Origin of the sequence: Shinella sp. HZN7 (genome assembly GCF_001652565.1) — a bacterium.
Lineage (GTDB): Bacteria > Pseudomonadota > Alphaproteobacteria > Rhizobiales > Rhizobiaceae > Shinella > Shinella granuli.
The window spans coordinates 4,612,689-4,633,965 of the sequence record NZ_CP015736.1; the positions used below are offsets into that span (position 1 = coordinate 4,612,689).

Below are 21,277 nucleotides of genomic sequence, written 5' to 3' on the forward strand. Positions count from 1 at the left end.
GGGCGCCTATCCATGCACATGCTGCCCGCCGTCGACGGGGATGACGGTGCCGGTGATCCGCTTCGCCGCATTGCTGACCAGGAACGCCGCCAGAGCGCCCACATCCTCCACATCCACGGTTTCACCTTGCGGCGCCTGCGCGGCGGCACGCTCGAGCAACTCGTCGAAGCGGCTGATGCCACTGGCCGCGCGAGTGGCTATCGGGCCAGGCGAAATGGCGTGGGCCCGAATGCCCTTGGGCCCCAGTTCGGCAGCGATATAGCGGGTCGCGCTTTCGAGCGCCGCCTTGACCGGCCCCATCAGATTGTAATGCTCCACCACCCGCTCAGATCCGTAAAAGGTCACGCACAGCAGCGTGCCGCCATCCGTCATCAGCGGCTCAGCCAGCTTCGCCATGCGGATGAAACTGTGGCACGAAACATCCATCGCCACAGCGAACCCTTCAGCAGAGCAATCCACGACCCGGCCGTGCAAATCCTCCTTCGGCGCAAAGGCGATGGAATGAAGCAGGAAGTCCAGCCCGCCCCATTGGGTGCGCACCTCTTCGAAAAGGGCTTCGAGTTGACCGGGCTCCCGCACATCGCAGGGCGCCGTCCATTCGACATCAAGCCGATCCGCCACCGGAAGCACCCAGTCCTTCGATTTTTCGTTGAGATACGTTGCGGCGATGCGGGCGCCGCACTGGCGGAACGCCTTGGCGCAGCCGGCGGCAATGCTGCTTTCGTTGGCAATGCCCACGACAAGCCCTCGCTTCCCGCGAAGATCGACAAGTGGTGATGCCGAAATGATCATGCCTGAGGTCCGTTCAGAATAGAGAGGGTGTGAAGGGCAATCATGCGCTCCTCGTCGGTGGGTATGATGCGGACCTTGATCGGGCTGTCCGCCAGGCTGATGAGGGGCGCGTTGGCGGTGTTGGCGGCATCGTCGATGCGAATCCCCAGCCATTGCAGACGCCGGCAGATGCGGGCGCGGACATCGGCATGATGTTCGCCAATTCCTGCGGTGAAGACGAGCCCGTCCAGGCCTTCGAGCGACGACGCCAATGCCCCGGCTTCCCGGGCCGCCCGCCATGTGAAGAGATCGATCGCCTCGGCCGCTTCGGGCCGGTCGCTGAGCGACAGTTCGCGCATGTCGCTGGAGAGGCCCGATACCCCGAGCAGCCCCGATCGGCTGTAGAGCAGGTTTTCTACATCCTTGGCGGCCATTCCCATTTCGGCCTGCAGGTGCAGGATCACGCCGGGATCGATGGTCCCGCAACGTGTCCCCATCATCAGCCCGTCGAGCGCCGTGAAGCCCATGGTGGTATCCATGCTCTTGCCGGCCGACATGGCGCACAGGGAGGCGCCATTGCCAAGATGCGCCGCGATCACCCGGCCTGCGGCCATTTCCGCATCCACTTCGGCAAGGCGGCGGGCGATATATTCATACGACAGCCCGTGGAAGCCGTAGCGCTGGATTCCCTGATCATGCAGGGCGCGGGGGATTGCGAAGCGTTTTGCCAGAGCCGGCCGCCCGTTGTGAAAGGCGGTGTCGAAGCAGGCCACCTGCGGCAGCGCCGGTGCAATGCGGGCGATGGCATGAATCGCCGACAGGTTGTGCGGCTGGTGCAGCGGCGCCAAAGGGCAAAGCCTGTCCAGCCGGACAAGGATGTCGCCGTCGATCAGGCAGGGGCTGACGAAATCGGTGCCCCCATGGACAACGCGATGGCCGATGGCGGTCACTTCGATGCCGGTCAGGCGGGTAGAAGCCCAGTCGAACAGCGAAACCAGCAGATCGGCATGGGTCAGGCCGGCTTCACCCGGCCATTCCTGTTCCAGCAGCTGACCACCGGCGGAATCGCGGATGGAAAGCCGGGGCGAAATGCCGATACGCTCGATCTTGCCGCGAACCGCCAGGACAGGCGCACCGTTCGGATCGAGCTCATAGAGCCCGAACTTAATGCTCGACGATCCGGAATTCAGGCTGACGACGGCCCTGGTCATTGCGGGACTGCCAGCCCGGGGGCGGCCTTGGTATTCGCGCGGGCCAGCAGCACCGCAACCGCGCAGGACGCGAGGCGGGTTCGCAGACTGTCGGCGCGGCTGGTCAGGATGATGGGCACCCTGGCGCCCAGCACCACGCCGGCCGCATCCGCGCCGCCCAGGAAGGTAAGCTGCTTGGCCAGCATGTTGCCGGCCTCCAGATCGGGAACGACGAGAATCTCCGCCTTGCCCGCCACCGGGGAAACGATGCCTTTCTCCTTGGCCGCCATTTCGCTGATGGCATTGTCGAAGGCGAGCGGGCCGTCCAGCAGCGCTCCGGTAATCTGGCCGCGATCGGCCATCTTGCAGAGCGCTGCGGCTTCCAGTGTCGTCGGCATCGCGGGATTCACCGTTTCCACGGCCGACAGGATCGCCACCTTCGGCTGCGGGTTCCCCAGCACATGCGCAAGGTCGATGGCGTTGCGGATAATGTCCGCCTTCTCTTCCAGCGTGGGGGTGATGTTGATGGCGGCATCGGTGATGATCAGCGGATCCGGATGCCCCGGCACATCCATCACATAGGCGTGGCTGATCCGGCGCTCGGTGCGAAGCCCGCCGGCACGCGAGATGACGGCGCTCATCAGCTCGTCGGTGTGGAGCGACCCCTTCATCAGCAGCGCCGCTTCGCCGGAGCGCACCAGCTCGACGGCCCGGGCAGCGGATTCATGGCTGTGTACAGTCGCCAGAATGCGGAACGGCGAGATGTCCTTGCCGGCCTCTTCGGCGGCCTGCCGGATGCGCGCTTCCGGCCCCACCAGTATCGGTTCGATCAGGCCGGCCTCGGCCGCCTCGACGCAGGCGGCCAGCGCGGCCGCGGAACAGGGATGGGCGACAGCCGTTCTGGCCGCACCGCCCTTTGCGGCATCCATGAGCCTTGAGTAACCGTCATGCTCGGACAAGCGGATATCGGGCAGCGCCAGGCGCGGGCGGCAGACCTTCTCACTGGGCGCCTTCACCTCGGCCACGCCCGAGATGACCGTTTCGCCCTGCTGATTGGTGCACAGGCAATCGAGGATCAGTTTGTGCTTCCCGGCGAGCTTCTCCCTGACGGTGACGGTGGCTGTGATCACATCGCCGATGCCGACGGGCCGCTCGAAACGGAGCGACTGGGCAAGATAGATGGTTCCGGGCCCCGGCAATTCGGTGCCCAGCACGGCAGAAATCAGCCCCCCACCCCACATGCCGTGCGCGATCACACGGCGGAAACTGTCGCCCTGCGCATATTCCGCATCCAGATGCGCAGGGTTCACGTCGCCGGAAACCAGCGCAAACAACTGGATATCCTTGCGCGACAGCGTGCGGACCACGCTCGCGGTATCACCCACCTCGATTTCGTCGAAGGTGTGGTTCTCGATCATGCTGGTGTCGGCCATGGCTTACTTCTCCAGGATATAATGGCCGGGCGCATCGGCGATCGGCGGATACCCCTTGTCCGGCGCGCCGACCGAGGGCGGCGGCACCGGCTTTCCGGACCGACTGTCCAGCCAATGCGCCCATTCGGTCCACCAGGAACCTTCCGCCTTGGTAGCGCGTTCCAGCCACTCCTCGCCCTCGTAGGAATGTCCGTCCACCTCACGCATCAGCACCCGGTAATAGCGGTTCCTGTGGCCTGGCTCCGAGACAATTCCAGCGTTGTGGCCGCCACTGGTCAGAACGAACGTTACTTCAGCTCCCGTGAGCAGATGGATTTTGTGAACGGATTTCCACGGTGCGACATGGTCTCGTTCCGTTCCCACCGCGAAGATGGGCGAGCGAATTGCGGTCAGGCTGATCGCGCGGCCGTCAACGCGATATTTCCCTTCCGCCAGATCGTCGTTCAGGAACAGCCGGGTCAGATATTCGCTGTGCATGGCATAGGGCATCCGCGTGCCATCCGCGTTCCAGGCCATCAGGTCGTTCATCGGTTCCCGTTCGCCCATCAGATAGGTTTCAAGGATGTGCGACCAGAGCAGATCGTTAGACCGTAGAATCTGGAAGGCGCCGCCCATCTGGCTGCTGTCGAGATAGCCCTTGCTCCACATCATGTTTTCCAGAACGTCGAGCTGGGCCTCGTCGATGAAAAGCCCCAGTTCGCCGGGCTCGCTGAACTCTGTCTGCGCGGCCATCAGGGTCATGCTCGCCAAACGATCATCCCCATCGCGCGCCATCGCGGCGGCCGCGATGGATAGCAACGTGCCGCCCAGGCAATAGCCGGCCGCATGCACCTTCGCGGCGCCGGTGATGCCCGTCACGGCGTCAAGCGCGGCCATCGCCCCCAGCCTGCGATAATCGTCGAGTGTCACGTCCCGGTCCGCGCTGTCGGGATTGTGCCAGGAGATCATGAACACCGTGTAGCCCTGCGCCGTCAGCCAGCGGACGAGCGAATTTTCGGGCGACAGATCAAGAATATAATATTTCATGATCCAGGCCGGAATGATCAGGACCGGCTCCGGGCGCACGGTTTCTGTCGTCGGCTCATACTGGATCAGCTCCATCAGTCGGTTCCGCCAGACGACCTTGCCCTTCGCGGTCGCAACCGTCTCCCCGACCTTGAATGCCTCCGTGCCGACGGGCGGCAGCCCGCGGAACTGGCGCTGCATGTCTTCAATCAGGTTGTTGAAGCCGTCCAAAAGGCATTTGCCGCTTGTTTCCATGATCTTGCGTTGCAGCACCGGATTGGTGGCAAGGAAGTTGGTCGGCGCGAGCACATCCAGCATCTGGCGCGTTGTGAATTCCATGATGTCTTCGTGGTGCTTGCTCACGCCACCGATGCCCGTCGTGGCGGCGTACCACCACTGCTGGTTCAGCAGAAAGGATTGCGCGATCAGATTGAACGGCTGTTGCTTCCAGGCCGGGTCGGAAAAGCGCCGGTCCTGCGGCAGCGGCTCAATGGCCGGCTCCGCATCCGGATCGCGCGTCTGGCGAGCGGCATAGTCGGCCAGACGCATATGTTTGCGCGCTGCCTTCGCACCAAGCTGCATCTGCTTGCCCGGCGCTCGGGCGAGATGAACCCCCCAATCCGTCGCAGCCAGCATCAGCGTGATGGGGGACAGGCCCCGCGTCGCGGCAGCGATGGTTGCCGCCGCCGAGCGATTCAGGGTTTCGGCGATTCCGTCGAGCGGATCGACGCCCTGTTGCTGAATTGTGCTCATCGAATTTCTGCTTCCTTCACTCGACATGACATTGTGAACCTTCCCGGTCCGCCTGATGACGGGGCAGTCCTATGTCGCCTGTCATGGCCGCTGCAGCGACGGGATTCCGCCCGCAAGCACATCCAGCACGCGCTCGATCTCGATGGACCGCGCCTGCTTGCTGTCTTCCAGATTGCCGACAATGGTGGTCCGCGCGAACGGCACCGTAACAAGCGCATCGAACAGAACGGACGCAACGGACTGAAGCCGATCCGGTTCATAATCCGCCAGCATCGGGTCGCGGGAGAGGACCGAGCGGAAGGCGCCGGCCCAATAGCTTGTCATGGCTTCGAACGCGCCGTCTTCAACGAGGCCTGGCTCAGCCCGCCTGATCTCCTGCGCCAGCTTCATGAATCCCAAGGCCCGGGCATTCAGGATGGCGTCGAGGATATTGTGGGCAAGCATGCCGATCTGCTGTCTGACACTTCCCCGGGGAAGCGGAATGTTGACGATCGCCCGATAGACATGCCGCTCGCGTTCCCGGACTGAGAGCAGCAGCCCCTTTTTGGACTGGTGGCGTTGATACAGGGTGCGCTTGCTCACCTGGGCGTCGGCCGCAATGGCATCCATGCTCGCGCCTTCGAAGCCATAGCGAAGGAAATGCTCAAGCGCGATGTCGAGAATGCGCTCACCGAGTTCGGCCGCAGCCTCGCGGGTGGGCCTTCCTCCCTTCGACGAGCGAATCTGTTCGACTGCATTCACCACCGTCATCCGAATGTCCTATCCATATTTCAAACTGTGGCGCGTGTTGGGTTGACCCATCCTTGATCTGTGTCAATAAATATACCGTAAAGTGTACATATTGTTCCATCATTGAGATTTGGCCCCGATTCACGAACCACATGGAGGGGCTGCCGAGTGAGATGGAAAGAGACAGCGACATGGCAGGGATAGCCCTGGTGACTGGCGGGACACGTGGGATCGGGGCAGCGATTGCCAAGGCGCTGCAGGCCGATGGATATCAGGTTGCGGCCGTTTATCATGGCAATGCCACCGCAGCGGCTGCTTTCAGCCAGGAATACGGCATCCGCACCTTCAAATGGGACGTTTCAGACGAAGCGGCCTGCCGCGCAGGTGTCGCGGATGTGGAGGCGACGCTGGGTCCGGTGTCGCTGCTGGTAAACAACGCCGGCATCACACGTGACATAATGTTTCACAAGATGTGTTGGGAGGACTGGCGGGCGGTTCTGTCCACGAACCTCGATTCCATGTTCGCGATGACGCGGCCGGTGATCGAAGGAATGCGCGAGCGCCGTTTCGGCCGCATCATCAATATTTCCTCCATCAACGGCCAGAAGGGGCAGATGGGCCAGGTCAATTACTCCGCTGCAAAGGCCGGCGTGATTGGTTTCACCAAGGCCCTGGCACTGGAAAACGCCGGGCGTGGCATCACGGTTAACGCCGTATGCCCGGGGTATGTGGATACCGAAATGGTTGCCGCCGTGCCCGAAGATGTAAAGGCAAAGATCATTTCCGGAATTCCCATCGGAAGGCTGGGTGCGCCGAACGAGATCGCATCCGCCGTTGCATGGCTCGCATCCCCGCAGTCCTCATTCTGCACAGGATCTGTTCTTACAGTGAATGGCGGGCAGTATATTGCGAATGGTTGAAATTATATTCTTATTACTATTGGAGATATTTGTATATATTTCGATATTTATTCCTCCATCGAAGGGATTTTTATTATGATTTATGGATTTGAACAATATGCCACTTTGGCGAATGCTAATCAGAATCTGATGCTCAAATTCGCGGGAATTTCGCGCGAAGCGGTCGCTCGGCAGGCAGAGATCGCAAAGAACAGCTTCGCGGCTTTCGGCGTGCAGGCAGCGGAACAGAAGCCTGGCACCGCAGTTTTTCCCGGTTTCGCCGGGTTGACGGATGTTCTGAAGGAAGCGGAGCAAAACCGCCAGACGTCGATCGCCGCCGTACAGAACGCAGTGGGCGAGTGGAGTGCGTGTGTGAACAGTGCGTTCCGGATTGGCGACGCGCAACAGCCCTTCGGCGACGTCTTTCAGGCATGGACGCAACAGTTCCTGACTGCGGTGGGTGTCGCCGCCCCGACGGATGCCGGTTCGGGTAAAAAGGCGAGCGGCGGCGCGGCCTGACCGAATTGAACTGTGGCCGCTCCCGACGTTCGGGCGCGGCCATTCCTTGAAGCTCTGGACTCAGGGGGCGACGTGCCTGCCACCGTATTTCCACTCCCCGGCCCGGTACGTCCGCCCGGGATTCGCGCCCATCGGCGCCGTATCTGCATGACGGCCCTGCTTCTCGGCGTGTCCGCATGCTCGTTCGCGCCGGAGCATGTCCGTCCGCCCCAGCCTGTGCCGCAGGCCTATGCCACCGCGACGCCGCCCGGGGACAGCATCGCAGACCTGGGATGGCGCGATTTCTTTCGCTGTCTGTCGTCAGAACATTTGGCGCAGATCGCGGCGTAGATTAGCGGAGCGCGGGCCTCGTCCTGGGGTTGATATTAAGCGGCGAGCTTGCGGTGCTGCAAGCGTCGGTGTTCGATGGTCTTCCGTTTGATCCTTTCGCGCTGTTGGATGATGGCGTCAGCCCTGCCGAAGTAGGTGTCGGCGGGCGTCACATTGCCGAGGCTTTCGTGATATCGGCGGTGATTATAGTGGTCGATGAAGGCCTCGATCCGGGTCTCCAGATCGCCGGGCAGGAAGTAATTTTCCAGCAGGATCCGGTTCTTGAGGGTCTGGTGCCAGCGCTCGATCTTGCCTTGGGTCTGGGGATGCATCGGGGCGCCGCGGACATGGCTCATACCGTTGGCACCGATCCATTGGGCCAGCTCCTCGGCGATGTAGCTCGGACCATTATCGCTGAGCAGCCTGGGCTTTTGCACGACCCTGGTTGACGAACAGCCCGAGGCTTCAAGCGCCAGTTCCAGCGTGTCGGTGACGTCCCCGGCGCGCATGGTGGTGCAAAGCTTCCAGGCGATGACATAGCGGGAGAAGTCGTCGAGCACGGTCGACAGATACACCCAGCCCCAACCGATGATTTTGAAGTAGGTGAAGTCGGTCTGCCACATCTCGTTCGGCCGCGTCGTCTTGGTGTGGAACGCATCGGCCGCCTTGATCACGATGAAGGCCGGGCTGGTGATCAGGTCATGGGCTTTCAGAAGCCGGTAAACCGTCGATTCCGACACGAAGTAGCGCTTTTCGTCGGTAAAGCGCACAGCCAACTCGCGGGGCGATAGCTCGGACTGGTCCAGCGCCATCTCGACGATCTGCTGCTGGATATCGTTGCCGATGCGATTCCACACCCGGCTCGGCGCCGATGGCCGATCCTCCAGCGCCTCCGGCCCGCCTTCGAGGTAGCGGTCATACCATCGATAGAAGGTCCGGCGGGGGATGCCGAGCTGGTCCAGCGTCCGCTTGGCGGGCAGATGCGACTGCTCGACGATCCTGATGATCTCGAGCTTCTCAGATGCGGGATACCTCATTCTTCGTCGCCCCCATCCGCGATCATGCTTTTTTTGAGCAGACGGTTTTCCAGCGTCAGGTCGGCCACGCATTCCTTCAGGGCACGGGTTTCGCGGCGCAGGTCGTGCACCTCGCCGGTGGTCGCAGCTCGGGCGGTATCGCCGGCCAGACGACGCTTGCCCGCTTCCATGAACTCCTTCGACCAGGTGTAATACAGGCTCTGGGCGATGCCTTCCTTGCGGCACAGCTCGGCGATACTGTCTTCGCCGCGCAGCCCCTCCAGCACGATCCTGATTTTGTCCTCTGCAGAGAAGTGCCGGCGCGTCGCACGCCGTATGTCCTTCACCACCCGCTCAGCTGGGGCCTTCGGCGCCGATTTTTTCAAGGAGGATTTGGGCTTCATCTTCGTTCCTTCGTCACTACGACGAAGCCCAAATCCTCCTTAAATCACAACCTCAAATCTGTGCCATTGGCGCTGACGGCGGACAGCATTCAGGGACGGTTGCTGGACGACTGCCAGGAAGAGATGCTGTCGCCGTGCTCCTCGGGCTTGCCCGATTTGCACGCCACAGCACGACGCGCTGCTACGCCCGAATATTCGAGCTTCCATTCAGCATCATCTATCGCCTTCTATCCGCTTAGAGAGGCGACCGAAGGAATTTGGCATGAGGCAGCAAGTCGAGCCCATCATGAAGCGCACCATCCGGCGGCATCAACTCCGGGAAATGGTCCCTCTCGCCGACACCACGATCTATGACATGGAACAGCGCGGCGAATTTCCCCAGCGCTTCTATCTCACGTCCCGCTGCGTGGTCTGGGATCTAACCGAGGTCGAAGCCTGGTTGGAAGAACGGCGCCGAGCTTCACGCGCCAAGGCGGTGAAGCGTGCGCCCATTCCGGACGTCCAGCTCCGCAAGACCCGCCCCATCAAACATCCGGCTCGGGCGTAAGCAGGTCCATCGTCGGCGGATAGAGGGTCGGCGTGTATTTTTGGCCGGCAACCCAGGCGTCCACCAGGTTGGACCATTCCTGCATCATATGCCGGCGCTGATGCTCGTATTCCGCCTTGTTGTAGATGCCCCGTGAGGATCGCCCGTCCTCATGCGCCAGACACTTCTCGATCCAGTCGCTGTTGAAGCCCAATTCGTTCAGCAGGGTCGAGCCGGTGCGCCGGAGATCGTGAACCGTAAAGGACTCCAGCGGCAGCCCTTCCTTCTTGGCCCGCTCCACCACCGCCGTCGTGATCCGATTGAACGTCGCCCGCGACATGGGCGCGTCGGCGTCATAGCGCGACGGCAGGACGTATTTGGAATTGCCGGCGCAGGTCTTGAGAGCGATGAAGATGTCGAGCATCTGCTGAGACAGATAGACGTTGTGCGCTTTCGAGCGCTTCATCCGCTCCTTGGGAATCGACCAGACGGCGTTCTCGAAATCGACCTCATCCCAAACCGCGTCCTGCAATTCGCTCTTTCGTACCATCGACAGCAGGATCAGCTTTATCCCGAGCCGGATCGTCGGCAACGTCGCCACATGCTCGATCTGGCCGAGCATGATGCGGATCTCCGCCGGAGACAGGGACCGGTCCTTCGGCACGAAGGTCGCGATCGACGCCGGGCCAACTTCGTCGGCCGGGTTGGCGACCTTCTCGCCATGCAGGATGGCGAAAGCGAAGACCAGTTTCACGATGTCTCTGACGTGGACTGCCGTTGCCGGTGCGCCACGTTCCTTCACCTTCGCGCACAGCCCGCGCAGATCCTCCGGCAGGATCTCCGGCAGCAGCCGGTTGCGAAACGCCGGGAGAATGTCGCGCTCGAAGATCGATCGACGCATGGCGCGCGTGCTGTCCGCCATTCGTGCTTCCTGAAGCCAGCGCTCACCGAACTGGCCGAAGCTCTTCGCCTCCTGGAGGCGACGCTTTTCGCGCTGCTTCTCCTGCGCCGGCGAGCGGCCCTCCGAAATGGCGCGTCGGGCATCAACCACCTTCTCACGCGCCCGAGCCAGGGAGAGCCCAGCGGGACCGTAGCGCCCCAGCGTCAATGTCTCCCGGCGGCCGTTCAGTCGGTAGTCCAGGCGGAACACGATCGCGCCCGAGGGCTGGACCACGACATACATACCGTCACGGTCCACGATCTTGTATAATTTCTCTTTTGGTCTCAGAGCCTTAATGGCGGCGTCGGTCAACATCCACACTCTCCAGATTGGTCACAATATGCCGGAGAGCGCCCGATTATACCGTCAGGCCAAAAACGGCCCTTCTGATCTGATATTTTCCCTGTATTTACAGAGCATTATGCCAAAAAATATACCGTCAGAAGCTCTCTTGGACCTGACGGTATATGCGATTTTCGACTGAGACAAGATGCGCCATACCGTCAGCCATACCGTCATTCCGGAGGCTAACCCAGCGATAGATGCCGAAAGATTCAGAGATATTTATTTATATATTTCAGTCGCTTATGTCGCATCATGGCGTATTTTTGGATACGCCCGGATGGGCAAAAATCATTCCCACTCGATCGTGCCCGGCGGCTTCGACGTCACGTCGTAGACGACGCGGTTGATGCCGCGGACCTCGTTGATGATGCGGGTGGCGGCGCGGCCGAGGAAGTTCATGTCGTAGTGGTAGAAGTCGGCGGTCATGCCGTCGACGGAGGTGACGGCGCGCAGCGCGCAGACGAATTCGTAGGTGCGCCCGTCGCCCATGACGCCGACCGTCTGGACCGGTAGCAGCACGGCGAAGGCCTGCCAGATCTTGTCGTAGAGGCCGGCCTTGCGGATCTCGTCGAGATAGATGGCGTCGGCCTCGCGCAGGATTTCCAGCTTGTCGCGGGTGATGCCGCCCGGGCAGCGGATGGCAAGGCCCGGTCCCGGGAAGGGATGGCGGCCGATGAAACTGTCCGGCAGGCCGAGTTCGCGGCCGAGCACGCGCACCTCGTCCTTGAAGAGTTCGCGCAGCGGCTCGACGAGCTTCATGTTCATGCGCTCGGGCAGGCCGCCGACATTGTGGTGCGACTTGATGGTGACCGAGGGGCCGCCGGTGAAGGAGACGCTTTCGATGACATCGGGGTAGAGCGTGCCTTGGGCGAGGAAATCCGCGCCGCCGAGCTTCGATGCCTCGTCCTCGAACACCTCGATGAACAGGCGGCCGATGATCTTGCGCTTGGTTTCCGGGTCGGAAACGCCTTCCAGCTCGCCGACGAAACGGTCCACGGCGTCGACATGGATGAGATGCAGGTTGTAGTGCTCGCGGAACATGGCGACGACGTCGGCCGCCTCGTTCTTGCGCATCAGGCCGTGGTCGACGAGGATGCAGGTGAGCTGCGCGCCGACGGCCTCATGGATGAGGAGGGCCGCGACGGAACTGTCGACGCCGCCCGACAGCGCGCAGATGACGCGCTTGTCGCCGACCTGCTCGCGGATCGCCTCGACGGCGCGCGCGCGGTAGGCCGACATCGACCAGTCGCCCTTGATGCCGGCGATCTTGTGCACGAAGTTGGAGAGCAGCTTCGCGCCGTCGGGCGTGTGCACCACTTCCGGATGGAACATCGTCGTGTAGTAGCGCTTCGCCTCGTTGACGCAGATGGCGAAGGGGGCGTTTTCGGAAACGCCGATGATCTCGAAGCCCTCGGGCGCGACGGTGACGCGGTCGCCGTGGCTCATCCAGACCGGGTATTTCCGGCCGACCTCCCAGAAGCCCTCGAAAAGCGGGCTCGACTTCAGGATCTCGACGTCGGCGCGGCCGAATTCACGGGCGTGGCCGCCCTCGACGGTGCCGCCGAGCTGGGTGGCGAGCGTCTGCTGGCCGTAGCAGATGCCGAGGATCGGCAGGCCCGAATCGAAGACGACCTGCGGTGCGCGCGGGCTGCCCTGGTCGAGCACCGATGCGGGGCCGCCGGAGAAGATGATCGCCTTCGGCCGCATGCGGTGGAAGGCTTCCTCCGCGGACTGGAAGGGGATGATCTCGCAGTAGACGCCTGCCTCGCGCACGCGCCGCCCGATGAGCTGGGTCACCTGGCTGCCGAAATCGATGATGAGAACGCTGTCGGGATGAGCTGTCTGGGTCATGGCGAGCCTTTAATGAAAATCCTGTCGCCGCGCAACGGGGAAATGCCGGATCTTCAGCCCTTCAGCACGACGGTCCCGTCGGCGATGGCCGCCTCCAGCCGGTCGACGGCCTCGGCGAGCTTTTCGTCGATGACATGGAGGTACTCTGTCCAGTCGCCGATATGGCTGAGTTCGGCCTTGCCGTCGGAAATGCCGCGCAGGCCGACGAGCTTGACGCCGAAGGCCTGGCAGGCGCGCAGTTCCGCGAAGGTCTCCATCTCCACCATGTCCGCGTCGATCCTCGCATAGGCCGCGCCGGAGACGATGTCGGCGCCCGTCGAAAGGCGCGCCTCGGGTATGCCGGGAATGCGCAGGGGAAGCGGCACCTCCACCGGCAGGTCGAGGAAGGGCGTCGCGCCGCGGGTGAAGCCCAGCGGCGAGGCGTCCATGTCGCGATAGGAGACGGAGGTCGCCTGGTAGACGCCGGTCTGCTCCAATGTCGCCGAGCCGGCGGAGCCGAGCGAGACAACGAGGTCGGGCAGGTTGCCCTCGGCTTCCAGGTGGCAGAGCGCGAGCGTCAGCTGCACGGCCGCCTCCACCGGGCCGACCCCGGTCATGAAGGGCGTGATGCGGGCTTTCAGGTGGGGGCCGTATTCGGCGTCGACGGCCATGACATAGAGGATGCGGTGCGGGCCGACGGCCTTGAGGGAAACGCTCATCCGGCGATGTCCTCGCGCCCGCGCACCACCATCATCGTGCCCGTCATCGAGGCGATGAGCTTTGCCGGACCGTCCGAGATGGCATAACCGCGCCCGTCGGCGACGATGATGTTGGAGCCCGGCTTGGTGACCTCGCCGCGGAACAGGAAGCGCTCGCCGCGCCCCGGCGACATGAGGTTGACCTTGAACTCGATGGTGAGGATCGCGGCATCCGCGTCGATCACCGAATAGGCGGCATAGCCGCAGGCCGTGTCGAGCACGGCGGAGATGACGCCGGCATGGAGGAAGCCGTGCTGCTGCGTCAGCTTCTCGTCGAAGGGCAGCTCGATCTCCACCGTGCCGTGCTCGATGCGGGTCAGTTCGGCGCCGATGAGCCGCATCGCCGCCTGCCGGGCGAAGCTTCGGGTGATGCGGTCGGCGAAATCGGCCGGTGGAAAATCGGTCATGGTGCAACCAGGTCTGCCGGCGCGGCGCCGGGGAAAGCCAAGATGGCCGAACGTTTGCACGGCGCATGCTGCACTGCAAGCGCCTTTCAGTTCAGGAGGAGGATTGCGGCGTTCAGCGCCGTCGCGAAGGCCACCCAGGCGAGATAGGGCACAAAGAGGAGCGTCGCCGTGCGATCCTGCCGCCAGGAGACGGCGATGAAGGCGGCGACGGAGACGAGGAGGCCGAGGATGATGATCATCGCGGATGTCGGGTCGCGCAGACCGAAGAAGGCGGGCGACCAGGCGAAGTTGAAGACGAGCTGGGCGAACCAGAGGCGCATCGCCATCGAGCGGCGCAGCGTCAGCCAGGTCCGGGCGCCGACCAGGCCGATGATGGCGTAGAGAAGGCTCCAGACCGGCGCGAAGACCCGGTCGGGCGGGGTGAAGGCCGGCTTGGCGAGCGAGCGGTACCATTCGTCGGGAATGTTGCTGGCCCCGATGAGGAGGCCGGCACCGAGAACGAGGATGATGAAGGCGAGATAGACGAGGGGCTTGTTTTTCATGCCGCGGGGAGGTAGCGCGGCGCGTGCGGCCGTCCAGGGGCGGGATTCAGCGGCGCGGCATCAGGCCGGCAATGTGCTGGTCCCAGGCGACGGCGTTCCGGCTGCCGGCAAAGCGGCCGTCATAGGAGGAGACGGCAAAGCCCCGCGACGCCGCGGCGATGCCGGCGGCGTCGGCGATGGCCTCCTCCCGCAGCACCCGGCCGCTTGCCGCCTCGAGCAAGACGAAACGCCCGCCATTGGGCGAGGTGAGGCCGACAAGGCCCTCGCGCCGGTTGACGGCGATGGCGCCGACATAGTTGGCAAGGCCGATCGTGGTCTCCTCCGGCAGGGAGAGGAAGGTCAGGTCCTCGCCCCTGCCGAAATGGCCGACGAGCGGCGGCAGGTCGTTGCGCGGCCCCTCGTACTGGCAGGCGAACCAGATGCGCCCCCTGTCGTCGAGGTCGATGTGGCGGGTGGAAAGCTGGCGCAGCGTCTCCGGCAGCGCATGGCGCTCGACGAGCACGCCGGTTGCGGCGTCGATCAGGGCGAGCGAGGGCTCCATGTGGTCGAGATTGAGCTTGGTGCGGCCGAAATCCGGATGGGTCTCGATGCCGCCATTCGCGGCGATCAGCAGGTGGCCGTCGTCGCTGACGGAGAGATCGTGCGTGCCGATGCCGTAGGTCGAATATTCGCCGATGCGGCGGTAGCCGTCGCGGGCGTCATAGAGGCCGATGACGCCGCGCCCGGCGTCGAAATCGTTCTCGCTGGCATAGAGGATTTTTCCATCCGGCGAAAAGCAGCCGTGGCCGAAGAAATGCCGGTCCTCGGCGCTCGCGATGGTCACGGGCGCGGCCCTGCCGCCGCGGTTGATGATCAGCGCGAAGGTGCCGGGGCGCCGCGCGAAGGTGACGAGATGGCCGGTCGCGGGCGAAAAGGCCATGCCGTGGCTGCGGGCCGGCAGCGGCGTCTTCTCTATGAGTGTGCCGTCCTCGGCCAGCACCGCGATGCCGAAGCTCCCGTTGCGCTCCATGTAGCCGGACGCGAAGACGGCGTCGGTCTGCGACAGCGCGAAGGACGGACGGGTCCCGAGCGCCGCGACCCAGGCGGCGCCCGCCATGCGCAGGAAGGCGCGGCGGTCGACAAGCGCGCTCCGGGTGCCCGCGGCCCGCATCAGTCGCCGTCCGCGAAGGAGAAGCCGGCGCCGAGCCCGATCGCCCCGCCATATTCGGTGTTGAGGCGCAGGATGAGGTCGCGCGTGTTGACGAGGAGGAAAGCGATCTTCTGCTGTTCCTCCGGCGTCGAGACGGCCTTTTCGATATCGGGATCGATGGTCGGCGCGACGCGGCGCAGGGCTTTCAGCACGAAATCGACATTGCCGGCGATGGAGACGAAGTTCGGATCGATGAGATCCGCCATGCCCGATGCGTCGAACAGCGTCTGCAGGCCCTCGATATTGGCGTTGATCGAGGTCCAGGTGTTGCCGGAACGCCAGAAGACCGCCGATTTCGGCCGTGCCGTGCCGCCGTTGCGGTAGAAGGTCTCGATGCGCTGGTCGCGCACCGCCTCCGCCCCGTGCACGAGGATGCCGAGGAGTGCGGTGATCGCCTCCTTGCCGGTGCGGAAGACCGGGTTCTGCGGGCCGGGATGTTTCCAGTCCCGCTGAACGCCGTCGGGCGCGTCCCAGGCGGCGGCGAGCTGGCCGGCCGTCGTTTCGATATGGCGGGCGACGGCGGCGGCATAGCGGCAGCGGAAGCTGTCCGGCGTCGCCAGCAGCGTTTCCGCGCCGGTGCCGTAGAGCGCGAATTCGAGCGCGCCAAATCCCTGGATCGCGACGCTCTTGCCGGCCATGGCCGCGGCGTCCGTATCCGCCTCGTCGGCCTTCTGCAGCAGCGCCTGCACCTGCTTCAGGCCGGTGCTCTTGCGGTCGGGGTAGAAGAGGATGCGCTCGAAGCGGTTGTCGTCGATGACCGGGCCGATGCGCACGATCTCGATGCGCCCCCAGTCGGCAACCGCCTGCCGGAAGGCATCGTCGACGGTCTTGCGGCCGCCCTCGGAGGGCGCCTTGCAGAAGGCGGCGGTCGCTTCGGCGAGCGTGCCGGCGGAGGCCTGGAAGCGGCGGTAGCCGGGGCGGATGACCTCGTCGACCGCGCGCGTCATGATGCCGACCACGTTCTCGTCCGTCAGCGCGGGCGGCACGGGCGCTTCGCCCTCCTGCGCCAGCGCCGGCAGGGCGGCGGAGAGCATCAGGCCGGCGGCGAGAAGCAGGGTCGGCAGCCGCCGCCGCCTCCCCTCTGCCCTGCCGGGCATCTCCCCCTCAGGGGGGGAGATCGGCAAGAAGCAAGAACCTTGCTCAAACCGCAGCGCTAGAGAGAGGCGAGACAGCGCTCCATCCAATCTCCCCCCTTGAGGGGGAGATGCCCGGCAGGGCAGAGGGGGTGAGCCTCCCCAAAAGTGGGCGCAATGCTTTCGAAAAGCGCGGCGAAACGACGGAAAGAGGGGCGCCGGGTGGGCATCAGAGGCTCTCCAAAAAAGTCAGAAGGGCGTCGCGGTCGTGTTTTTCCAGCGCGGCGAAGCGGTCGCGCGCCGCCTGGGCCTCCCCGCCGTGCCAGAGGATGGCCTCGGTGAGGTTGCGGGCGCGCCCGTCATGCAGGAAGAACGTATGGCCGTTGACGGTTTTTGTAAGGCCGATGCCCCAGAGCGGCGGCGTGCGCCATTCCCGCCCGGTCGCCACGCCGACCGCCTGCCCGTCGGCAAGGCCCTCGCCCATGTCGTGCAGCAGGAAATCGGAATAGGGCCAGATGAGCTGGAAGGCATGGGCCTTGTTGCCGGCATCGCGCCGGGTGACGAATTTCGGCTGGTGGCAGCGTGTACAGCCCGTCTCGTAGAACACGCGCTTGCCGTTCAGCGTTTCGGCGAAACTCGCCTTGCGCCGTGCCGGCACGGCAAGGTTCTCCGCATAGAAGGTGACGAGGTCCATTACCGGCGGCGGGGCTTCGGCATCGCCGAGCCGCTTCTGCACGCCGTCCGGCCGGTCGAGGCAGGCTTTCTGTGCGGGCGTGCAGTCGCCCTGGTGCAGCGGCACCTCCGGCGTCGAAAGGCCGATGTCGAAGGCGAAGGCGTCGGCGCTCTGCTGGCGCACGGTGGCCGACTGCGCCTTCCAGCCGAAGCGGCCGAGCGCCTCCTTGCCCGTCTCCGGATCGATGGCGATGGCCGCCCTGCCGCTGATGCCATCGCCATCCCTATCGTCGGGGTCGGCAAGGGCGAGGATATCCGCCTCGTGGATGGCCTGGACGAGGCCGAGGCCGAGCATCGGCTGGGTGACGCGCGGCGAGAGCGTCGTCGTCGTATCGAGGTCGCCATAGGCGAGATCGGCGACGGAGTATGTCGGCCGGCGCAGCCTGGCGACCTCGCCGCCGGCAAGCGTCACCGGCTCCTCGGTATAGTCGATCACCATGCGGCCCTCGGCCTTGAGGCCGGGTATGGCGAGATCCTGAAGCTGGCGGCCGTAGATCGGATCCGGCAGGCTCATCTCGCGAAAGCTTTTCAGCGCCGCCTCGTCCTCCGGCGTCCTGGCCGCGCGGGCGAGGCGCAGGAACATCGACGTCGCCTCGGCGGTGCCCTCCGGCGGATGGCCGCGGCCGTCCTTGATGTGGCAGGTCTGGCAGGAGCGCGCATTGTAGAGCGGCCCGAGCCCGTCGGAGGCCTGGGTGGAGGAGGGTGAGGAGACCCAGAGTTTCTGGAAGAGCGCGTTGCCGAGCTTGAACGTCTCTTCTTCCGCGAAGGTGATGTTCTCGGAGAAGTGGGAGAAGCTGTTGACGTTGACGGATGCAAGCGAGGTCGCCGCCCCGCCGGACATCGCCTCATAGGCTTCGGCCTTGGAAAAATCCGTCGCTGGCGCCGTCACCGCGGCGACGCGCTTGCGGTCCTTTTCGGAGAGATCATCGCGCCCGCGGCCGGTGGAATGGGCAGGTCCCAGAACGAAAACGCCCGCCACGACGGACACCGCGGCAAGAGCCGCGAGCAGAGGGCGGGCGGGGCGTTCTGTCATGTATGGATCGGGCCGCCACCCGGGGGAGGCGGCCCGCCTTCTATCATTGGAAGACAGCGTTAGGATTATCCAGGCTGTCGGAGCCTTCAAGCTCGATCGTGCCGAGGTCGAGCGAGGCGATGACGCGTTCGATCGTCCTGGTCTGGTCGATCAGGCTGTCGACGGCGGCCTGGACGACCTTGTTGCCCTCCTCGTTGCCTTCGCCGATCATCTGGTCATAGGCTTCGCCGCCTTCCGCGCGGTCCACCAGCGCCTTGAAGGCGGCATGGCTGGCGTCGAGCTTGGCCTTCATCTCCGTGTCGAGCGCGGCGTCCTTTTCCGCGACCAGCTCGGAGAGCGACGGGCCGGCGAGCTTCGAGCCGTCCGGACGGGTATATTCACCCGTATAGACGGTCTCGATGCCGACGACGTCGTAGTAGTGCGAGTTGTGCGTGTTGTCGGAGAAGCAATCGTGCTCTTCTTCCGGATCGTGCAGCAGGAGGCCGAGCTTCATGCGCTCGCCGGCAAGTTCGCCATAGGAGAGCGAGCCCATGCCGGTCAGCATGGCGGTGATGCCGGCCTTCGGATCGGCGGTGACGTTCTTGGCGGCGTCGCCATCGGGCGCCCAGGCGTTCACCATCTCTTCGAGGTCGGTGACGAGCAGCGAGGATGCGGCCTTCAGGTAGGCGGCGCGCCGGTCGCAATTGCCGTTGGTGCAATTGGCCGCATCATAGTCGCTCGCCTGGCGGTTGCCCGCGCCTTTGCCGGTGCCGTTGAGGTCCTGGCCCCACAGCAGGAATTCGATGGCGTGGTAGCCGGTCGCGACGTTCGCTTCCACTTCGCCCGCCTCGTGCAGTTCCTGCAGCACCTCCGGCGTGATGGTGGTGGCGTCGATCGTCTTGCCGCCGATCTCCAGCTTCGGATTGGCGATGACATTGCCGACGAAGAGGGCGTTCTCGTCGCTCTCCGTGCCGTAGCTGGCATCGACATAGTCGATCAGGCCCTCGTCGAGCGGCCAGGCGTTGACCTTGCCTTCCCAGTCGTCGACCAGCGGATTGCCGAAGCGATAGGCTTCCGTCTGCTGGTAGGGCACGCGGGACTTCAGCCACGCCTCGCGCGCGGCCTTCAGCGTTTCGTCGCTCGGCGTGGCGATGAGGGCGTCGATCGCTGCGTCGAGCGCCTTTGCGGCGTCGAGCGAGTCGGAGAATTTGGCATGCGCGATCTCGGCATAGTGCTTGACGATCGCGGCCGGATCGGCGGCCGCATGGGCCGAACCGATGGCAAGACTTGACGCCGCGGCAGCAAGCGCAAAGGCGGCCGCGCGAAGAAGGGAAGTGGTCATGACGTCTCCTGGTGTCCTGTTCGATGTGTCCCCCGACACCGGACGTCACGGCTTGCCTCCCTTGGCCGCCGCCGCCCGGATGGTCCGGCATCCCGCCGGGCCCGGGATTATTCAGGCGTTACTGTCATGGACCAAATAAAAACTGGTGTCAAAGTGTATAGTTTAGAACGATTTCAAGCTGTTCCGGTACACTTGACAGAGCGCAACCGCCTCAGGCCCTGCGGCCCATCGCGCAGAAGAAGAAGCCGTCCGTATCGGTCGAGGCCGGCGTCAGGGTGACGGTCTTGCCGTCGCGCGACCAGGGCTGCGGCTTGTCCGCGCCGAACAGCTTCTTCCAGGTGTCGGTGGCGGAGAGAATCTCGAACTCAGGAATGACCGCGCAGAAGCCATGCACCTGTTCCTCGTTCTCCTGCGGCAGGATCGAACAGGTGACATAGAGCAGGAAGCCGCCCGGACGCACGAAGGCGCTGGCATTGGCAAGCGCTTCCTGCTGCTGGGTGAGGCGTTCCTCGAGGTTCTTTTCGGTGAGGCGCCATTTGGTGTCCGGCCGGCGGCGCCAGGTGCCGGTGCCCGTGCAGGGGGCGTCGACCAGCACGCGGTCGAAACGGCCGTTCAGCGGGGCAAGGCTGGCAATGGTCTCGTGGACCTGGACATTGCGCGTGCCGGCACGCTTCAGCCGCTCGATGATCGGGGCGAGGCGCTTGCGGTCGGTGTCGTAGGCGTGCACCTGGCCCTTGTTGTGCATGGCCGCCGCCATGGCGAGCGTCTTGCCGCCGCCGCCGGCGCAGAAGTCGAGCACCTGCTCGCCCTCCTGGGGTACGACGAGATCGGCGACGATCTGCGAGCCTTCGTCCTGCACCTCGAACCAGCCCTTCTGGAAGGCGAGGTCGGCGGTGACGTTCGGCAGGCGCGAGGGGCCTTCGCCGGCGGGAATGCGGATGCCCTCGCGGGCGATGGTCGAGGCGACGGCGGCGTTGCGCTCCAGCGCCTTCAGCACCTTGTCGCGGCCGGCCTTCAGCGTGTTGGCGCGCAGGTCCAGCGTCGGCCGGCCGGCAAGCGCCTTGGCCTCCGTCAGCCAGGCCTCGCCGAAATTGGCCTCGAAGGCGGGCTGGATCCATTCGGGAATGTCGCCCTGCACATGCGGCGCGGCGTCCTCGAGATCGCGGGCGCGGAAGGCGGCAAGCTTTTCGTCGGAAATGGGCTCCGGGGCAAAACGGTCGCCGTCGAACTCGGCGGCAAGCGCCTCGGGGGCGAGGCCCCACTGGCGCAGGAGCACGGCATGGCCGAGGGCGGCGGGGCTGTCGTCGTCCATCAGGTAGGCGTGCGACAGTCTCATGCGCAGCGCGTCATAGACGATATTGCCGATCGCGGCGCGGTCGCCGGAGCCGGCGAACCGATGGGAGAGGCCCCAGTCCTTGAGCGCATCGGCGACGGGGCGCCGCCGCGTCTCGATATCCGTCAGAACCTCGATGGCTCCCGAGAGCCGCCCACCCAATCGCATCCGTCTACTCCGTTTTGCGTCGTGGTAGCGGCGGAATGCGCGAAGGGCAAGC

19 protein-coding genes are annotated in these 21,277 nt (G+C 64.4%); 3 read left to right on the forward strand and 16 right to left on the reverse strand.

Translation table 11 applies throughout. From position 1 onward, the window contains the following. Window positions 1-6 precede the first annotated feature (6 nt). The 5 genes from fabI to shn_RS22105 all read right to left on the reverse strand — a co-directional run bounded on the left by fabI (window position 7) and on the right by shn_RS22105 (window position 5,902). Window positions 7-792: an enoyl-ACP reductase FabI gene (fabI, locus tag shn_RS22085; RefSeq protein WP_064332312.1), complete on the reverse strand. Its 786-nt coding sequence runs from the start codon at window positions 790-792 to the stop codon at window positions 7-9. Next, complete coding sequence (locus tag shn_RS22090) at window positions 789-1,982, reverse strand: acetate/propionate family kinase (RefSeq protein WP_064332313.1); 1,194 nt, start codon at window positions 1,980-1,982, stop codon at window positions 789-791. The genes fabI and shn_RS22090 overlap by 4 nt, the downstream gene beginning before the upstream one ends. Further along, a complete protein-coding gene (locus shn_RS22095) occupies window positions 1,979-3,394 on the reverse strand; it encodes a bifunctional enoyl-CoA hydratase/phosphate acetyltransferase (protein WP_064332314.1) in 1,416 nt (471 codons plus the stop codon). Before shn_RS22095 ends, shn_RS22090 begins: the two co-directional genes overlap by 4 nt. Window positions 3,395-3,397: 3 nt before the next feature. Next, window positions 3,398-5,152 carry an alpha/beta hydrolase gene (locus tag shn_RS22100; RefSeq protein ID WP_064332315.1) on the reverse strand — a complete coding sequence of 585 codons (1,755 nt, stop codon included), beginning with the start codon at window positions 5,150-5,152 and terminating at the stop codon, window positions 3,398-3,400. An 81-nt stretch (window positions 5,153-5,233) separates the two neighbouring features. Continuing rightward, window positions 5,234-5,902, reverse strand: coding sequence for a TetR/AcrR family transcriptional regulator (locus shn_RS22105; RefSeq protein ID WP_064332316.1), 669 nt, complete (start codon window positions 5,900-5,902; stop codon window positions 5,234-5,236). A gap of 170 nt (window positions 5,903-6,072) precedes the next feature. Here shn_RS22105 and phbB point away from each other — a divergent pair, with 170 nt between their 5' ends. Beyond that, a complete protein-coding gene (phbB, locus tag shn_RS22110) occupies window positions 6,073-6,801 on the forward strand; it encodes an acetoacetyl-CoA reductase (protein WP_064332745.1) in 729 nt (242 codons plus the stop codon). Between the two features lie 75 nt (window positions 6,802-6,876). After that, complete coding sequence (locus tag shn_RS22115) at window positions 6,877-7,299, forward strand: hypothetical protein (RefSeq protein ID WP_145925981.1); 423 nt, start codon at window positions 6,877-6,879, stop codon at window positions 7,297-7,299. Window positions 7,300-7,664: 365 nt separating this feature from the next. Here the strand turns inward: shn_RS22115 and shn_RS22120 are convergent. Further along, a protein-coding gene (locus shn_RS22120; protein WP_371328579.1) for an IS3 family transposase occupies window positions 7,665-9,028 on the reverse strand; the annotation gives its coding sequence in 2 pieces (ribosomal slippage) (window positions 7,665-8,678 and window positions 8,681-9,028; 1,362 coding nt in all). 286 nt (window positions 9,029-9,314) lie between these two features. On the opposite strand from shn_RS22120, the gene shn_RS22130 reads away from it, so the two are divergent. After that, on the forward strand, window positions 9,315-9,575 hold the full coding sequence (locus shn_RS22130) for an AlpA family transcriptional regulator (protein ID WP_010545765.1): 261 nt from the start codon (window positions 9,315-9,317) through the stop codon (window positions 9,573-9,575). Here the strand turns inward: shn_RS22130 and shn_RS22135 are convergent. The 10 genes from shn_RS22135 to shn_RS22180 form a co-directional block, all read right to left on the reverse strand. After that, window positions 9,553-10,809 (reverse strand): tyrosine-type recombinase/integrase, encoded by a 1,257-nt coding sequence (locus shn_RS22135; RefSeq protein WP_064332320.1) that lies wholly within the window; start codon window positions 10,807-10,809, stop codon window positions 9,553-9,555. The two genes, shn_RS22130 and shn_RS22135, sit on opposite strands and share 23 nt — an antisense overlap. A gap of 318 nt (window positions 10,810-11,127) precedes the next feature. Beyond that, on the reverse strand, window positions 11,128-12,690 hold the full coding sequence (guaA, locus tag shn_RS22140) for a glutamine-hydrolyzing GMP synthase (RefSeq protein ID WP_064332321.1): 1,563 nt from the start codon (window positions 12,688-12,690) through the stop codon (window positions 11,128-11,130). A 53-nt stretch (window positions 12,691-12,743) separates the two neighbouring features. Next, window positions 12,744-13,388: a 5'-methylthioadenosine/S-adenosylhomocysteine nucleosidase gene (locus shn_RS22145; protein WP_064332322.1), complete on the reverse strand. Its 645-nt coding sequence runs from the start codon at window positions 13,386-13,388 to the stop codon at window positions 12,744-12,746. Continuing rightward, entirely contained in the window at window positions 13,385-13,834 is a 450-nt protein-coding gene (locus tag shn_RS22150; protein WP_064332323.1) for a PaaI family thioesterase, read from the reverse strand. Before shn_RS22150 ends, shn_RS22145 begins: the two co-directional genes overlap by 4 nt. Window positions 13,835-13,920: 86 nt before the next feature. Further along, window positions 13,921-14,376: a TspO/MBR family protein gene (locus shn_RS22155; RefSeq protein WP_064332324.1), complete on the reverse strand. Its 456-nt coding sequence runs from the start codon at window positions 14,374-14,376 to the stop codon at window positions 13,921-13,923. A 46-nt stretch (window positions 14,377-14,422) separates the two neighbouring features. Then, entirely contained in the window at window positions 14,423-15,526 is a 1,104-nt protein-coding gene (locus shn_RS22160) for a DUF1513 domain-containing protein (protein WP_064332325.1), read from the reverse strand. Then, entirely contained in the window at window positions 15,526-16,662 is a 1,137-nt protein-coding gene (locus tag shn_RS22165) for an imelysin family protein (RefSeq protein ID WP_064332326.1), read from the reverse strand. The genes shn_RS22160 and shn_RS22165 overlap by 1 nt, the downstream gene beginning before the upstream one ends. Before the next feature lie 205 nt (window positions 16,663-16,867). Further along, a complete protein-coding gene (locus shn_RS22170; protein ID WP_064332327.1) occupies window positions 16,868-18,403 on the reverse strand; it encodes a di-heme oxidoredictase family protein in 1,536 nt (511 codons plus the stop codon). Window positions 18,404-18,446: 43 nt separating this feature from the next. After that, complete coding sequence (locus shn_RS22175; RefSeq protein ID WP_064332328.1) at window positions 18,447-19,724, reverse strand: imelysin family protein; 1,278 nt, start codon at window positions 19,722-19,724, stop codon at window positions 18,447-18,449. A gap of 211 nt (window positions 19,725-19,935) precedes the next feature. After that, window positions 19,936-21,225, reverse strand: coding sequence for an RsmB/NOP family class I SAM-dependent RNA methyltransferase (locus shn_RS22180; RefSeq protein WP_064332329.1), 1,290 nt, complete (start codon window positions 21,223-21,225; stop codon window positions 19,936-19,938). Window positions 21,226-21,277: the final 52 nt, after the last annotated feature.

Excerpts from the sequence above, each read along its gene's own strand:
- fabI (WP_064332312.1), bottom strand. The coding sequence starts at position 792 with ATGATCATTTCGGCATCACCACTTGTCGATCTTCGCGGGAAGCGAGGG.
- shn_RS22090 (WP_064332313.1), bottom strand. The coding sequence starts at position 1,982 with ATGACCAGGGCCGTCGTCAGCCTGAATTCCGGATCGTCGAGCATTAAG.
- shn_RS22095 (WP_064332314.1), bottom strand. The coding sequence starts at position 3,394 with ATGGCCGACACCAGCATGATCGAGAACCACACCTTCGACGAAATCGAG.
- shn_RS22100 (WP_064332315.1), bottom strand. The coding sequence starts at position 5,152 with ATGAGCACAATTCAGCAACAGGGCGTCGATCCGCTCGACGGAATCGCC.
- shn_RS22105 (WP_064332316.1), bottom strand. The coding sequence starts at position 5,902 with ATGACGGTGGTGAATGCAGTCGAACAGATTCGCTCGTCGAAGGGAGGA.
- phbB (WP_064332745.1), top strand. The coding sequence starts at position 6,073 with ATGGCAGGGATAGCCCTGGTGACTGGCGGGACACGTGGGATCGGGGCA.
- shn_RS22115 (WP_145925981.1), top strand. The coding sequence starts at position 6,877 with ATGATTTATGGATTTGAACAATATGCCACTTTGGCGAATGCTAATCAG.
- shn_RS22130 (WP_010545765.1), top strand. The coding sequence starts at position 9,315 with ATGAAGCGCACCATCCGGCGGCATCAACTCCGGGAAATGGTCCCTCTC.
- shn_RS22135 (WP_064332320.1), bottom strand. The coding sequence starts at position 10,809 with ATGTTGACCGACGCCGCCATTAAGGCTCTGAGACCAAAAGAGAAATTA.
- guaA (WP_064332321.1), bottom strand. The coding sequence starts at position 12,690 with ATGACCCAGACAGCTCATCCCGACAGCGTTCTCATCATCGATTTCGGC.
- shn_RS22145 (WP_064332322.1), bottom strand. The coding sequence starts at position 13,388 with ATGAGCGTTTCCCTCAAGGCCGTCGGCCCGCACCGCATCCTCTATGTC.
- shn_RS22150 (WP_064332323.1), bottom strand. The coding sequence starts at position 13,834 with ATGACCGATTTTCCACCGGCCGATTTCGCCGACCGCATCACCCGAAGC.
- shn_RS22155 (WP_064332324.1), bottom strand. The coding sequence starts at position 14,376 with ATGAAAAACAAGCCCCTCGTCTATCTCGCCTTCATCATCCTCGTTCTC.
- shn_RS22160 (WP_064332325.1), bottom strand. The coding sequence starts at position 15,526 with ATGCGGGCCGCGGGCACCCGGAGCGCGCTTGTCGACCGCCGCGCCTTC.
- shn_RS22165 (WP_064332326.1), bottom strand. The coding sequence starts at position 16,662 with ATGCCCGGCAGGGCAGAGGGGAGGCGGCGGCGGCTGCCGACCCTGCTT.
- shn_RS22170 (WP_064332327.1), bottom strand. The coding sequence starts at position 18,403 with ATGACAGAACGCCCCGCCCGCCCTCTGCTCGCGGCTCTTGCCGCGGTG.
- shn_RS22175 (WP_064332328.1), bottom strand. The coding sequence starts at position 19,724 with ATGACCACTTCCCTTCTTCGCGCGGCCGCCTTTGCGCTTGCTGCCGCG.
- shn_RS22180 (WP_064332329.1), bottom strand. The coding sequence starts at position 21,225 with ATGCGATTGGGTGGGCGGCTCTCGGGAGCCATCGAGGTTCTGACGGAT.